General features: G+C 71.6%; 11 protein-coding genes. 4 read left to right on the top strand and 7 right to left on the bottom strand.

From position 1 onward, the window contains the following. Positions 1 to 85: 85 nt before the first annotated feature. Positions 86 to 1,495: an FG-GAP-like repeat-containing protein gene (locus tag DEJ49_RS15350; protein WP_150184642.1), complete on the bottom strand. Its 1,410-nt coding sequence runs from the start codon at positions 1,493 to 1,495 to the stop codon at positions 86 to 88. A 190-nt stretch (positions 1,496 to 1,685) separates the two neighbouring features. Between DEJ49_RS15350 and DEJ49_RS15345 the strand changes: the two genes are divergently transcribed. Both DEJ49_RS15345 and DEJ49_RS15340 read left to right on the top strand, forming a co-directional pair. Further along, the gene (locus DEJ49_RS15345) at positions 1,686 to 4,214 is read left to right on the top strand and encodes a tetratricopeptide repeat protein (RefSeq protein WP_150184641.1); all 2,529 of its coding nucleotides are present in this window, start codon (positions 1,686 to 1,688) and stop codon (positions 4,212 to 4,214) included. A 259-nt stretch (positions 4,215 to 4,473) separates the two neighbouring features. Beyond that, a complete protein-coding gene (locus tag DEJ49_RS15340) occupies positions 4,474 to 5,592 on the top strand; it encodes an ADP-ribosylglycohydrolase family protein (protein WP_150184640.1) in 1,119 nt (372 codons plus the stop codon). 27 nt (positions 5,593 to 5,619) lie between these two features. On the opposite strand, the gene DEJ49_RS15335 is transcribed toward DEJ49_RS15340, so the two are convergent. Then, positions 5,620 to 6,078, bottom strand: a complete 459-nt coding sequence (locus tag DEJ49_RS15335) for a MarR family winged helix-turn-helix transcriptional regulator (RefSeq protein WP_223832850.1) — start codon at positions 6,076 to 6,078, stop codon at positions 5,620 to 5,622. A 139-nt stretch (positions 6,079 to 6,217) separates the two neighbouring features. On the opposite strand from DEJ49_RS15335, the gene DEJ49_RS15330 reads away from it, so the two are divergent. Then, complete coding sequence (locus tag DEJ49_RS15330) at positions 6,218 to 7,699, top strand: MFS transporter (RefSeq protein ID WP_150184639.1); 1,482 nt, start codon at positions 6,218 to 6,220, stop codon at positions 7,697 to 7,699. Positions 7,700 to 7,983: 284 nt separating this feature from the next. Here the strand turns inward: DEJ49_RS15330 and DEJ49_RS15325 are convergent, their stop codons facing one another. Beyond that, positions 7,984 to 9,543: a sodium:solute symporter family protein gene (locus tag DEJ49_RS15325; protein WP_150184638.1), complete on the bottom strand. Its 1,560-nt coding sequence runs from the start codon at positions 9,541 to 9,543 to the stop codon at positions 7,984 to 7,986. A gap of 244 nt (positions 9,544 to 9,787) precedes the next feature. Further along, the gene (locus tag DEJ49_RS15320; RefSeq protein WP_150184637.1) at positions 9,788 to 10,582 is read right to left on the bottom strand and encodes an SDR family oxidoreductase; all 795 of its coding nucleotides are present in this window, start codon (positions 10,580 to 10,582) and stop codon (positions 9,788 to 9,790) included. Positions 10,583 to 10,662: 80 nt separating this feature from the next. Here DEJ49_RS15320 and DEJ49_RS15315 point away from each other — a divergent pair, with 80 nt between their 5' ends. Next, on the top strand, positions 10,663 to 11,508 hold the full coding sequence (locus DEJ49_RS15315; RefSeq protein WP_150184636.1) for a hypothetical protein: 846 nt from the start codon (positions 10,663 to 10,665) through the stop codon (positions 11,506 to 11,508). 129 nt (positions 11,509 to 11,637) lie between these two features. Here DEJ49_RS15315 and DEJ49_RS15310 read toward each other — a convergent pair whose 3' ends face one another. From DEJ49_RS15310 to DEJ49_RS15300, 3 genes are all read right to left on the bottom strand, one after another. Next, positions 11,638 to 11,847 (bottom strand): DUF397 domain-containing protein, encoded by a 210-nt coding sequence (locus DEJ49_RS15310; RefSeq protein WP_150169054.1) that lies wholly within the window; start codon positions 11,845 to 11,847, stop codon positions 11,638 to 11,640. A gap of 190 nt (positions 11,848 to 12,037) precedes the next feature. After that, on the bottom strand, positions 12,038 to 12,895 hold the full coding sequence (locus tag DEJ49_RS15305; RefSeq protein WP_150169052.1) for a helix-turn-helix domain-containing protein: 858 nt from the start codon (positions 12,893 to 12,895) through the stop codon (positions 12,038 to 12,040). A 395-nt stretch (positions 12,896 to 13,290) separates the two neighbouring features. Then, positions 13,291 to 14,055, bottom strand: a complete 765-nt coding sequence (locus tag DEJ49_RS15300) for a GOLPH3/VPS74 family protein (RefSeq protein WP_150169050.1) — start codon at positions 14,053 to 14,055, stop codon at positions 13,291 to 13,293. Between the last annotated feature and the right edge of the window lie 26 nt (positions 14,056 to 14,081).

Raw genomic sequence — 14,081 nt, 5'->3', positions numbered from 1 at the left:
CCGACACGCCTTCGGCACCCGGCCGCCGCCGGGTGCCGAAGTCATGAGGTGTATCGGTGTATCGGTGTATCGGTACGTCAGTACGTCAGCGCGCCAGGAACGCGCCGAAGCTCACGCCCGCCTTGTCCGGGGAGCCGACCGCGGCGGGGCCGAACGAGTCGATGCCGGTGGTGGTGGTGCCGCTCGCGGAGCCGCGCAGGTGCCAGACGGCGCCGGTGTCGGCCTTGGTGCCGTCCTCGGCGGGCGCGCCCACCGTCAGGTCGGCCTTGCCGTCCTTGTTGGTGTCCGAGAGCAGGACGGTCGCGCCGAACTTGTCGCCCTTCTCGGAGGCGCCCGGGATGCCCGGCTTCGACTGGTCGAAGGCCTGCGCGCCCGTGCCGGAGAGGCCGGTGCGGGCACCCTTGAGGATGACGACGCTGCCGGCGTCGGCGGTCGTCTCGATGTCCTCGCCCGGGACGCCGACGGCGATGTCGGCGAGGCCGTCGCCGTTCACGTCGCCCGCGCTGATGGAGGAGCCGAACTCGTCGCCGTCCTCACCGACGCCGGGGACGCCCGCGCTGTCCTGGGTGATCTTCGCGGAGCGGTCCGAGAGGCCGGACGCCGAGCCGTAGCGGACGAGGACGGTGCCCTTCTGGTACGGCATGTCCTCGAAGTTGGTGCCGATGTCGCGGGTGACGAAGTCGCCGTAGCCGTCGCCGTCGACGTCCGCGATGGCGCCACCGAGGGAGGGCGCGAGCTTCTGCGAGGTGGTGGCCACCCCGTCCTTGCCGCCCTTCCACAGCTGGCTCTTGTAAGCCATCTCCTCGAAGCCGTGGCTGCTGACGATGTCGTCGATGCCGTCGCCGGTCACGTCGCCCGTGACGAAGTCGCCGGGGCCGAAGGTCTGGCTGGTGACGACCTGTTGGGTGCTCGCGGCCTTGCCGTCCTTCTGGAACGGGCCGTACGCGATGGTCATGCCCGCGTCGTCGTTGTCCATCGGGTCCTCGGGCTCCGGGTACTCGGCCGTGACCAGGTCCCGCTTGCCGTCGCCGTTGAAGTCACCCGCGGTGACGTGCGCGCCGTTCGAGTCCAGCTCGACGCTGCCCTGGCCGCTGAGGCCCTGGGCGGAGCCCCACAGGACGACGGCCTTCTTGCCGCCGTTGACGACGAGGTCGGTGTAGCCGTCGCCGTCCAGGTCGGCGGCGGCGGTCGTGTTGCCGAAGTGCCCGCCGTCCGCGGCGGTGCCGGGTACGCCGGCCGTCTCACGGCTGATGGTGACGGCGTGGGCCTTGTCGGGGCCGTTCGCCGAGCCGTACACGACGGAGACGCTGCCGGGCTCTTCGTTGTTGTAGTTGCCCGGGGCCGATATGGCGAGGTCGGCGTACCCGTCGTGGTTGAAGTCGGTGACCGGGGCCTTGGGCGGGATGGGTGCGGCCGCCGCCGTACCGGCGGTGGCCAGGGCGAGAGGGGCCGCGAGCGAGGCGACTGCGACGGCGGTGATGAGACTGCGGCGCACTGTTCCTCCTGTGGGAATTTGTGTGGTCGTGAAGGAAGACGATCGTTCCGCGGGGAAGGTTGTACACCGCAGAGACTTCTGTGGTGCACACGCACTTATGTCCGAACTCGGTTCCCGTTCACCGGATATCGGCTTCTTTCTGTCCGATTCGGTACGCCAGACTGGGGGCTCACGGGACGGGGAGGGACCGATGGCGCGGGCGAAAGTGTCGATGCAGGAGCTCATCCGGCGCAGACGTCGCGCGGCCTTCGTCGGCCGCCGTGACGAACTACGGGTCTTCAGAGCGAACTTCGAGCTGTCACCCGAGGACGACCGGCACCGCTTCCTCTTCCACGTGCACGGCCCGGCAGGCGTCGGCAAGACCTCGCTCGTACGCGAGATGGGACAACTCGCCGCGGAACGCGGGGCACTTGTCGCCCACGTGGACGACGGCGTCCCGGACCTCCCCGAGGCGCTCGGCGAGATCGCGGCGCAGTACGCGCAGCAGGGCCGCGCCCTGAAGTCCCTTGACCGCGCCCTCGCCGCGCACCGCCAGCGCCTCCACGAGGCCGTCGCCGCCGCGGCCCGCGCACCGGAACCCGACACTCCGTCGGCGGGAAGCGTGGCGCTGGCCCGCGCGGGCGTCGTCGGGCTCGGCATGGTGCCCTTCGTCGGCGCGTTCTCCGGAGTCGTCGACGCCGAACGGGTCGCCCTGCGCGCCGAACGGCTCCGGGCCCGCTTCCGCACCCCCGAGGACGCCCGCCTCGCCCTGGAACCCGAGCGCGCGCTGACGCCCGTGCTCCTGGACGAGCTGGCCGGGGCCGCCGACGCCGCGCCGTGGCTCGTGCTGTTCCTCGACGCGTACGAGCGGACCGCGCCGTTCCTCGACCGCTGGCTGCACGACGTGATGACGACCGACCGCTACGGCGATTTTCCGGCCAACACCGTCGTGGTCACCGCGGGACAGCGCCCCCTCGACCCCGACCGCTGGGAGGGCGCCGCGGACTTCGCCGCCGAACTGCCGCTGCGGCCCTTCACGGAGAGCGAGGCGCGCGGCCTGCTCGCGGCCAAGGGCGTCACCGAGGAGCCGGTGGTCGCGGAGGTCCTGCGGCTCTCGGGCCGACTGCCCGTGCTCGTCTCCACGCTCGCCGAGACGGGACCCACGGCACCGGACGACGTCGGCGACCCCAGCGCCACCGCCGTGGAACGCTTCCTGCGGGGCGAACAGGACCCGGCCAGGCGTGCGGCCGCCCTGGACTGCGCACTGCCCAGACGCCTCGACGAGGAGATCGTGCGGGCGGCGGTGGGCGGGGACGGCGGGGGCCGGGGCGCCTCGGGCGGGGGTGGCCCGAGCGGGGGCGGTTCGGGCCGGGGCGGTGGCGGTGTGGGTGACTCGGCCCGGGGCGGCGTGGACCGGGGCGCCTCCGGTGGGGGCGGTGACGGCACGGGCGACGGCCCCGCGGAGCTGTACGCGTGGCTGCGCGCCATGCCGTTCGTCCGGCCCGACCGCAGGGGCACCGCCCGCTACCACGACGTCGTGCGCGCCCCCATGCTGCGCCTGCGCCGCAACACCGCGCCCGCCCTGTGGAGCGCGGGCCACACCCGCCTGGCCGAGCTGTACGCGCGGCGCCGCGCGGCGCTGGACGAGGAGCTGCGTGACGCGCCGGGCCGCCCCTGGATGCGCCCGGAGTGGCGTGCCCTGCGCGTCGACGAGCTGTACCACTCCCTGTGCGCGGGCCCGCGTGCCGCGCTCCCGGGCGTCCTGCGCGAGGGCATCGAGGCCTGCCGCTTCGACACGGCGGTGGCCCGCGAATGGGCGCGGGTGGTGACGGACGCCGCCGAGGACACGGGCGCGGACCATCTGCGGGTCTGGTCCGACGACCTGCGCGACGCGCTCGCCGACGAGACGCTCGGCGCCTTGCGCGTGTTGGAACTCCTCCTGGCCCGCGCCGGATTCGACGACGCGGACCGGGTGGCCGCACACAACCAGCACGGCCTGCGCCTCTTCCACCTCGGCCGGCTGGACGAGGCCCTGGAAGACCACGAGCGGGCCCTCGCCATCGACCCCGGCGACCCGTGGGGCCACCACGGTCTCGCCGTCACCCGCAGGGCCCTCGGCGACTTCGACGCGGCCCTGCGCCACCTGGCCGCGGCCGACGAGGCGGCGCCCGGCGCGGAGTGGGTGGCGCGCCAGCGCGGCGAGACGTACCGGCGCATGGGCCGCCCCGACGAGGCGCTGCCCTGGCTCGACCGCGCGCACGCCATCGATCCGCGGGAGCCGCTGACGCTGGGCAGCCGCGGCCAGGCCAAGTTCGTGCTCGGCCGCCCCCGCGAGGCCCTGGACGACCTGGACCGCGCGCTCGACCTGTGGCCCGACTACCCGTGGGCACTGCTGCGCAGGGCACGCGTGCGCCAGGCCCTCGACGATCTGCCGGGCGCCCTCGCCGACCTCGACCGCGCCCACGAACTGGCACCGGACGCGCCGGGTGCGTACAGCGACCGCGGTGACATCCTGCGCTTCGCGTGCCGCCACGAGGAGGCGATCGCCGCGTACGACACGGCCCTGACCCTGGACCCGGACCTCACCTGGGCGTGGGGCAGCAGGGCCCTCTCCCTGGAGGCCCTGGAACGCGTGGCGGAGGCCGTCGCGTCCCTGGACGAGGCGCTGCGGATCGACCCCGGGTACGGGTGGGCGCGGGAGCAGCGGGAGCGGATGCTGGGGGCGGAAACCAGCCCCTAGTGCGCGGCGACGTACACGGCGACGTACGCGCCGACCAGTACGCGGCGACGGCCGTGACACACGTCCCGGAACCGACAATTCCGTAGCTACCGCGAAGCTCACGTGAACGTCGTTCAAATGCGACCTCAAGGGCGACTCTTCGCATACCTCTTCGGGCCTGAACCGATCGTTCCCGGTCGATTACAGTGCTGCGAAGTCGCAACCGGTCGGGGTGCGACGAGGCACGTCACGGCACGTCACCGCACCGAGGGAGGCCCGCGTGGGTACCGCAGCAGCCACCGGTGTCTGGGGCCGCGCCGAGCAGCAGGACTTCCGGAGCCGGGTCCGCGGCACGCTCCTCGGGGCCGCCGTGGGCGACGCGCTGGGCGCGCCCGTCGACGGGCTCACGCTCGACGCGATTCGTGAGGCCCACGGCGCCGAGGGCCTCACCGAGCCCGCCCCCGCCCACGGCCGCCGCGGCGCCGTCACCGCGGGCACCCAGCTCACCCTCTTCACCGTCGACGGGCTCATACGCGCCCAGGTGCGCCGCGACACCGGCGCCTGGCACCCGCCGACCGACCTGCACCGCGCCTACCGCCGCTGGGCCGCGACGCAGAGCGACTGGGGCCCGGACGAGCGGCGCGAGGAGGACGGCTGGCTGGCCCGCGAGGAGTGGCTGTACGCGCGGCGGAACCCGTCCCGCGCCTGCCTGACGGGGCTCGGCGACGCGGTGATGGGCACCCTCGACGCTCCCAAGAACCCCGACGAGCGCGGCGCGGAGGCCGCCGTCAGATCCGCGCCGTTCGGTCTCCTCGTCGGCTGGGAGCCGCAGCTCGTCCTGCAGTTGGCCGTCGAGTGCGCCGTCCAGACGCACGGCCATCCCACCGCCCATCTCGCGGCGGGCGCCCACACGGTCATCGTGCACGGCCTGGCCCGCGGGGAGTCCCTGGACGGCGCGATCCAGCGGTGCCTGGCCCTGCTCGCCACGCGCCCGGGGCACCAGCCCGTCGCGGAGGCGCTCCGGCACGCGCTGGGCGCCGTGCGGCAGGGCATGCCCACGCCCACGCGCGTGGAGGAGTTGATCGGGGACGGCACGGCCGAGGGGGTCCTGGCCGGGGCCGTGTACTGCGCCCTCGTGGGCGAGGACCTCCGGCACGGGCTGCGGCTCGCCGTGAACCACGGCGGGGCGTCGGCGGCCTGCGGCGCGCTGTGCGGGGCGCTGCTCGGCGCGCTGCACGGGGAGACCGCGCTGCCGCCGGGGTGGCTGACCGAGCTGGAGGGCCGCCCCACGATCCTGGAACTGGCGGACGACTTCGCCATGGAGATGACGCAGGGACCCGCGCTGCACGGCCCCGCGCTCTCGTCGCCGGGCTGGCTGGCCCGCTACCCGCGGGCGTGACCGACGGCTCCCAGGGCCTGTGTCGCCCTAGGCCTGGGCGGTCGCAGCGGCCGACGCCGCCTCGAACGTGCGGCTCAGGAGGTCGTGGAGGGTGGCGCGCTCGGCGTCGTCCAGGGCGTCCAGACCGGCCATCGTGGCGTGCATGTTGGCGCGGATCGCGTCGATGGCCCGCTCGCCCTCGGGGGTGAGCACGACGTTCTTGACGCGGCGGTCGGTGGGGCTCGGCTCCCGGTGGACCAGGCCGCGCTTCTCCAGGCGGTCGATGATCCCGGTGATGTTGGAGGCGTCGCAGGACAGCGACCGGGCGAGGGCCCGCATCGCGGCGGGGCCCTGACGCAGCACGCTCAGCGTCTTGCCCTGGCTCGCGGTGAGGTTCTCGGCCGCCGAGGCCTCCGTGAAGTCCGCGTAGTACGCACGGAGCGACACCGCGAGGAGCTCCATGAGCCGGGCCTTGTCGCCGCTCGGGCCGCTCGGTGATCCAGACATGTGAGCCACCTTACGCCATAAAACTTGACGATCTCAAATATTGAGGCTTACCGTCTGTCGAGTTACTTGAAGTACTCAAGTATCGAGGTCTTCAAGCATCGGGGCCTCAGGCAGTTGAGCAGCTGGAGAAGAAACCACCGTGTCCTACGCACAGCCGCACGCGGCCCCGCCGAAACCCACCGGACAGACCGCCGTCGTCCTGGTCCTCGGGCTCGCCGCCATGGTCGTCTCGATGATGCAGACCCTGGTCGTGCCGATCCTGTCGATCATCCAGAAGGACCTGGACGCCACGACCGCGGGCGTCAGCTGGGTGACCACCGCCACGCTGCTCTCCGCGGCCGTCTTCACCCCGCTGCTCGGCCGCTTCGGCGACCAGCACGGCAAGAAGCCCACGCTGATCGGCGTGCTGCTCGTGATGATCGCGGGCTCGGTGCTTGCCGCGACGACGACCTCCCTGACCTGGCTGATCGTCGGCCGGATCATGCAGGGTGCCGCCACCGCGATCTTCCCGCTCGCGCTCTCCGTGCTCCGCGAGGAGATCAGGCCCGCCAAGCTCCACGGCGCGATGGCACTGGTCAGCGGCACGCTCGCGTTCGGCAGCGGCCTCGCCCTCGTGGGCGCGGGCCTGCTGACCCAGGGCTCGGACCCGGACTACCACCGCGTGTTCTGGCTGGCGGTCGTACTCGCCGTGGCCGCCCTCGTCGGCGTCGTGTTCGCCGTCCCCGCCTCCCGCTCCAAGACCGGCGGCCGCACCGACTGGCTCGGCGCGGGCACGCTCGCGCTGCTCCTCGTCCTGCTGCTCCTGCCGATCTCGCAGGGCCACGAGTGGGGCTGGACCTCGGGCCGCACCCTCGGCTCCTTCGCGGGCGCCGTGGTCATGGCAGGCGTGTGGGTCCTGACCGAACTGAAGGTCAAGGAGCCGATGGTCGACATGAAGATGTTCGCCCACCGCCCCGTCCTCTTCACCAACCTGGCCGGACTGCTCCTCGGCTTCGCGATGTTCGCCCAGTTCATCGGCGTCTCGTACCTCGTGCAGATGCCCGAGGACATCGCCGGGTACGGGTTCGGCGCGTCGGTGCTCGGCGCCTCCGTCGTCTACCTGCTGCCCACGACGATCGTCTCGCTGCTCGCCGCCCAGTTCGGTGGGATCCTGGTCCGCCGGATCGGCGCGCGCGTCACGCTCGCGGTCGGCGCCGCGTTCGGCGTGGCCGGCTTCGCGTGGCTGACCCTGGCGCACGACACGAGTGCGTCCGTCATCGGTGCGGGCATGGTCATCGGTCTCGCGATCAGCTTCGGGTACGCGTCGATGCCCGCGCTCATCGTCGCCAGCGTGCCCGCCCACCAGACGGGCATCGCCAACGGCATCAACTCCATCTCCCGCTCCGTGGGCAGCGCGGTCGCCAGCGCGATGATCACGTCACTGCTCGCGTCGAAGACGATTGCGCTTCCCGCGGGTATGCCGGCCCTCCCCCAGGAGAGCCAGTTCACCCTGAGCTTCGCCATCGCGGGCGCCGCGTTCGCCCTGGTGGTGACCGTGGCCCTCCTGGGCCTCAGGCCCCACCACGCTCCGAAGCCCTCGACGGCCCCGGCGCCCGTACCGGAGCGGGTGGGAGCCCCGTAAGGGGCGCGGGGAACTGCGCGAGCAACCGAAAACAAGCCGCAGCCGCGCTTGCCGGGATCCCGGCAGACGCGTCTGCGGCTTTTCTGTGGCTGGCCGCGCAGTTCCCCGCGCCCCTAAGGCCACCTGAGCGGCGGAGCCGCTTCAGGGGCGCGGGGAACTGCGCGAGCAACCAGGAAACAAGCCGCAGTCGCGTCTGCCGGGATCCCCGCAGACGCGGCTGCGGCTTTTCGCGTGCTGAGCGCGCAGTTCCCCGCGCCCCTGACGGGACGCAGTCCGCCCGCCCCCTACGGGGCCACCGCATCCCCCCGCGGCTGCGAAGGCGCAGGCACGACCGCCGCACCGGACGCGTCGCCGTCCGTATTGATCCGCTCGATGAGAGCATCCCGCTCCGGCGTGTCCTCCGGCTTCACGTAGCCGATGACGACGTAGAGGACGAGGGAGACGGCCAGCGGGATCGACACCTGGTACTCGAGGGCGACCCCGCCCGACACCGCCTCGTCGATCGGGTAGTTGACCAGGTAGAAGGCGAAAAGGCCCGCCGCCCAACTGGTGAGCGCCGCCGTCGGACCGGACTTCCGGAACGTGCGCAGCAGGCCCAGCATCATCGGGATCGCGATCGGTCCCATCAGGCCGGCCACCCACTTGATGACGACCGTGATGATGTCCTTGAACGTGGGGGAGTTGACCTGCGTGGCCACCGCCATGGACAGGCCGAGGAAGACCACCGTGGTGAGGCGGGCCGCGATGAGACCCTTGCGCTCCGTCCAGGCCCGCGCCTTCGCGGAGAACGCGGGCGCCACGTCCCGCGTGAAGACCGCCGCGATCGCGTTGGCGTCGGACGAGCACATGGCCATGGTGTGCGAGAAGAAGCCGACGATGACCAGGCCCAACAGGCCGTGCGGAAGCAGTTGTTCCGTCATCAGCGCGTACGCGTCCGAACCGTCCGGCTTCTCCGCGTCGACCAGCAGCGGCGACATCCACATGGGGAAGAAGAGGACGACGGGCCAGACCAGCCACAGGATCGCGGAGAGTCTCGCGGAGCGCGCCGCCTCCTTCGCGTTGGCGGTCGCCATGTAGCGCTGCGCCTGGTTGAGCATGCCGCCGTTGTACTCGAAGAGCTTGATGAACAGGAACGCGAGCAGGAAGACCGTGCCGTAGGGGCCGACCAGCGGCTTGCCGTGGCCCGCGAGCTCGGGCTCGTCCCAGACGCCGAAGAACCCGCCGTGCGGCCCGAGCTCGGCGACGACCGCCACGAACATCGCGATGCCCGCGAGGAGCTGGATGATGAACTGGCCGAGCTCCGTCAGCGCGTCGGCCCAGAGCCCGCCGATCGTGCAGTAGATCGCCGTGATGACGCCGGTGACGAGGATGCCCTGATTGAGGGAGACGCCGGTGAAGACGGACAAGAGCGTCGCGATCGCCGCCCACTTGGCGCCCACGTCCACGATCTTCAGGAGCATGCCCGACCAGGCGAGTGCCTGCTGGGTCGGCAGGTTGTAGCGGTTCTTCAGGTACTCCAGCGGCGAGGCCACGTGCAGGCGTGAGCGCAGCCGGTTGATCCGGGGCGCGAAGAGCCGGGCGCCGATGGCGATGCCGAGCGCGATGGGGAAGGACCAGGTGACGAAGGACGTCACGCCGTAGGTGTACGCGATGCCCGCGTACCCGGTGAACATCACCGCGCTGTAGCCCGACATGTGGTGCGAGATGCCGGACAGCCACCACGGCATCTTCCCGCCGGCCGTGAAGAAGTCGCTGACGTTGTCGACCCGCTTGTGGGACCACACGCCGATGGCGACCATCACGCCGAAGTGGCCGATGAGCACCGCCCAGTCGAGACTGTTCATATGGCCCTCCAGGGGTCCGCCTGGTGAACGGGCCGATGGGGACGAGAGCGGCCCAGAAGTGCCCGCTCATCGTGGGTTCGGGCGCCAGTCGACGACAACCTGTCGCTGAGTCAAGAGCAAGTAAAATCGTTCGTCGAGCTGACCTTCGTTCACGTACATGACCGCACCGCATCTGCCCCCGAACGCACGAAAGCCGTACGGAAGTTGCCTCCCGTACGGCCCTCGCGCGTCCCCGCCGCCCCGGCTACCGCATGATCTCCCCCGCGTTGACCAGCAGCGACTGACCCGTGATCGACCGCGCCCGGTCCGACGCGAGGAACACCACCGCGTCCGCCACGTCCCCGTCCGTGGCCAGGTCCGGCAGCGCCATGCGCGCCGCGAGGCGGTCCAGGACCTCGTCCTCCGGTACGCCCTCGGTGTGCGCGGTGAACTGGACGTACGCCTCGACCGGCGGGCCCCACATCCAGCCCGGCAGCACGGTGTTGACCCGGATGCGGTCCGGGCCGAGCTCGTGCGCCAGCGAGTACATCGCCGAGGTCAGCGCGCCCTTCGACGCGCCGTACGCCGCCTGCCGCACCTGTGAGGGCGCCGCGATCGCCGACTGCGTGCCGATGAACACCACCGAGCCGCCGGTCCGCTCCCTGAGCGCCGGCAGGCAGGCGCGCGTCATGCGCAGGGTGCCGAGGAGATTGACGTTGATGACCTGCTCCCAGGTGGCGAAGTCCGCGTCCTCCAGGCCGCCGAAGTGGCTGTCCCAGGCGGCGACATGGACGACCGCGTCGATCCCGCCGAAGCGTTCCACCGCAAGCTCCGCGAGGGCCTCGCATTGGCGCTCGTCCGTGATGTCCGTGACCTTGTAGGCGGCGCGGGCGCCCTCGGGGTCGATCTCGGCGGCCGTCTTGGCGAGGTTCGCCTCCGTGCGCGCCCCGAGCACGACGTGGCCGCCGTCGCGCACCACCGCCGCCGCGACCTGGTGGCCGAGCCCGGCGCCGACGCCCGAGACGACGACGGTCTTTCCCTCGAGGAGCGACGACTGCATGGGGCGCCTCCCGGCTCTGGCAGTTTTGCTGACGGGGCGTCAGAGTATGGGCGAGCATCGGAGGAAGGAAGGGGAGAGACGTGAGTGATGACCCGGACACCCGGAGCGACGTCTACGCCGAGCTGGCCGCCGTCGGCCCCTACGGGGTCCATCCGGGCCACGCCCTGATCACCATGGTCGAGCCGCACCCGGGGCACGAGTTCGCGTACAACCGCTGGTACGAGGACGACCACTACTACGCGGGCGCGATGGCCATGCCCTGGATGTACGCGGGGCGCCGCTGGGTGGCCACCCGCGACCTCCAGCTCCTGCGCTACCCCGACAAGTCCGCGATCGCCGAGCCGGTCACCGCGGGGTGCTACCTCTCCACGTACTGGGTGACGGAGGGGCGCTACGACGACCACATGAAGTGGACCGTCGGCATCAACAAGCGCCTCAACCGCGACGGCCGCGTCCACCAGGCCCGCACCCACGTCTTCACCGCCTTCCAGGACCACGAGGCGACCGTCTACCGCGACGGCGCCGCGGGCCCCCGCGACTTCCACGCCCTCGACCACCCGTACAAGGGACTGGTCCTGGAAGTCGTCGACGCCGAGGGGGCGGGGCAGCGCGCCGAACTCCTCGAATGGCTGCGGGCCCGGCACCTGCCGCGGGCGCTCGCGGGGTCGCCCGCCGCCATGGTCACGCTCTTCCGGCCGACGCCGCTGCCGGGGGACCGGATGACGTACGTGAAACAGGTCGAGGGCGTGGACACCCGGCTGACACTGCTGTGGTTCCTCCAGGAGGACCCGCGGGACTGCTGGGCGGCGTACTTCACCGGGCGCGACGAGGCGGTCGCGGAGTCGGGGCTCGGGCGGGTGGAACTGGTGGCGCCCTTCATCCCCACGGTGCCGGGGACGGACCTGTACGTCGACGCCCTCAGGTGACGCCGGTACGGACCGGGCACGGCCGAGCCCCCTCGGCCGGGACGGCGGGCCAGTCGAGAGGGCTCATGAAGATGCTGCCTATGCGGTTGTTCTGCTGCGGTCGTGCCTCTTCCGGTGTGCGCTGCGTTCTCACGCGAGGTCGGCGGCCCCCCTGCCCACCTCACTGACGAACGCGTTCCACGACTCGGCGGGGAAGGCGAGGACCGGGCCCTCCACGACCTTCGAGTCGCGCACGGAAATCCCGTGCCGCACCGGTGATTTGACCTCGACGCACGCGCCGTTGCCGGTCGAATAGGAAGACTTGACCCACGTGTGCGAAGTACCCTGCTGAATCGCCATGTCCGCTCCGGTCTATCCAGTCGATGAGTTGCTGCTCGATGGCGTGAATGACGCTACTCGCCAACATCGTGGCGTGAAGGGATCGTTCACTCAACCGGATGGCATATTCCAGTGAGGGCTTACGCGGCGGCGTGACAAGGGTGTACCGTGCGGCGCTTTCGCTCAGGAGCCGCCGCTCAGGGGCTCTCGCTCAGCGGGCGTAGTCCTTCGCGATGTCCGCGATCAGCTGCCGCGACTGCTCGACGTTCAGCGCCTGCGCCCGCAGGTGTTCGTACATGACGCTGTACTGCTGCACGTCGTTCGCCTTCTCCAGGTACAGGTCGCTGGTGACGCCCTCGATGTAGACCACGCTGGAATCGGCCGCGTCGGGGAACTCCAGGATCGCGTACTGCCCGTTGAGGCCCGGGTGCGCGCCCATCTCGAAGGGGATCACCTGGACCGTCACGTGCGGCAGCTGGGACTGCTCGACGAGGTGCTCCAGCTGGTCGCGCATCAGATGCCGGGAGCCGACGACGCGGCGCAGCGCGGACTCGTCGAGCACGGTCCACAGGCGCAGCGGCATGTCCGGGGCCGAGATGCGGTCCTGTCTGCGCATGCGCACCTGGACGCGCTTCTCGATGTCCGTCGGCGTGGTCTCCGGGAGCGCGCCGGTGATCAGCGCTTCCGCGTACGCCCGGGTCTGCAGGAGACCGGGGACGACCTGCGGGTCGTACACGCGCAAGGAGGCGGCGTCCGTCTCCAGGCCGATGTACACGCTGTAGGGGATGTCGCCGAAGGAGTGCCACCAGCCCTGCTGGCGCGAGTCCTTGGCCATCTGCATGAGCGAGTCGACGACGCGGTGGTCCTCGACCTCGTAGACGCCGCACAGGTCGCGGACGTCGCGCTGGCTGATCGAGCGCCGGCCGTTCTCCAGGCGGCTGATCTTCGACTGCGAGACGAGCAGTCGCTCGGCGACCTCCTCGGCCGTCATGCCCTTGAGCTCGCGGAGCCGGCGGAGCTCCTGGCCCAACCGGCGCCGCCTGACGGTGGGATTGACATTGGACGCCACGGGACGTGCACCTCCGGCTTGCATTCCTCTACTTTGCGTATCTACTGCTCAGCAGAGTGCCACCAACCTGGCCGGCACCGCTGGGAAACAGCGGATGTGCGAACGTGAGGCGGCCGCGCGGGGCGGTGGAACCGGGTGCCGTCGTCCGGACGGTCCGATTCCACGCCCCACGCGGCCCAGCGGCTCCCGAACCGGGTCTGGGGACTGCGGCGCGGCGCTGGTGCGGTGGTGCTGAGCGGTCGCGCGACGGTGGTGCGCGGTCGCGCGGTGATGGTGCGCGTTCACGAGCTGGTGCTTGGTGCTGGGTGCTTGATGCCTGGCGCCTTGTGCTCGGCGCTTGGTGCTGATGCTGGTGCCGGCCGTGCCCGGTGCGAGCGGTGTGCGTGTGTGCGTGCTCAGTGGGCGACGGCGCGTGCCATGGATCCGCGGCGTGGCTGCATCGGCACCCCGCCGGGGTCCGCTGTCGCCCTCGCCGGCTGCCTGCCGCCGCCCGGTCCTGTGGGACCCGCGGGAGCGGCGCTGCGTCGCGGCTGGGCCGCCACGCCGTTCTGGACGTCCATCACGGCGTGCGCCACGAGGCCGCCCATGGGGTCGTGCCTGATCAGGTCCCGGAGCCGGGAGCGCGATGAACGCCCCTCGTTCCCGGGGTACAGATGCTTGCCGAGACCGACCGCGTGGGCCAGGGCGGCGAGCGCGGCGGTCCGCGGGTCCGGCGGTACACCGGTGCGGATCGCCGAATCGAGCCGGGACCTGATCTCCCGGCTGATGGCCGTGTCCGTCGCTTGGTAGCGAGTCGTCGGCAGTACCCCGCACATCTGACCGGCGACGGCATGCACCATGCCGCACCGCTCCAGGTGCGAGAGATACGTCTGGCGGAGCCCAAGCCTGGGCCCGCCGATCCAGTGGACGGCCCGAACCGGGCTGCCGCGCCTGCGCAGCAGTTCCAGTGCGGAGTCCAGAGTCGGATCTCCGGTCGGCCGTGGCATCACCACGGCGATACGATCCCCGTCTGGGGCTATCCGTCCGGCCAGCGCCAGCTCCACTAGCTGTGCTCCGGCCAGACCGAGGTCGAGCGACTGCGGCTGCGCTGTGGTACCCGTGGCCGGGTCCAAAGCGAGCAGCAGAAGCTCCTCCGGAATTGTTCTGCGGCTCCTGCCCATCCATGCCTCCCCGCGTGGATGAATGA

It is taken from the genome of Streptomyces venezuelae, from assembly GCF_008642335.1.
Classification (GTDB): domain Bacteria; phylum Actinomycetota; class Actinomycetes; order Streptomycetales; family Streptomycetaceae; genus Streptomyces; species Streptomyces venezuelae_F.
Note: the sequence above shows the minus strand (reverse complement) of the source record. Positions and strands in the feature narration are given on the sequence as shown.

What these genes read in the sequence shown, in the direction of transcription:
- DEJ49_RS15345 (WP_150184641.1), top strand. Translation starts at nt 1,686, where the DNA reads ATGGCGCGGGCGAAAGTGTCGATGCAGGAGCTCATCCGGCGCAGACGT.
- DEJ49_RS15335 (WP_223832850.1), bottom strand. Translation starts at nt 6,078, where the DNA reads ATGTCTGGATCACCGAGCGGCCCGAGCGGCGACAAGGCCCGGCTCATG.
- DEJ49_RS15325 (WP_150184638.1), bottom strand. Translation starts at nt 9,543, where the DNA reads ATGAACAGTCTCGACTGGGCGGTGCTCATCGGCCACTTCGGCGTGATG.
- DEJ49_RS15320 (WP_150184637.1), bottom strand. Translation starts at nt 10,582, where the DNA reads ATGCAGTCGTCGCTCCTCGAGGGAAAGACCGTCGTCGTCTCGGGCGTC.
- DEJ49_RS15310 (WP_150169054.1), bottom strand. Translation starts at nt 11,847, where the DNA reads ATGGCGATTCAGCAGGGTACTTCGCACACGTGGGTCAAGTCTTCCTAT.
- DEJ49_RS15300 (WP_150169050.1), bottom strand. Translation starts at nt 14,055, where the DNA reads ATGGGCAGGAGCCGCAGAACAATTCCGGAGGAGCTTCTGCTGCTCGCT.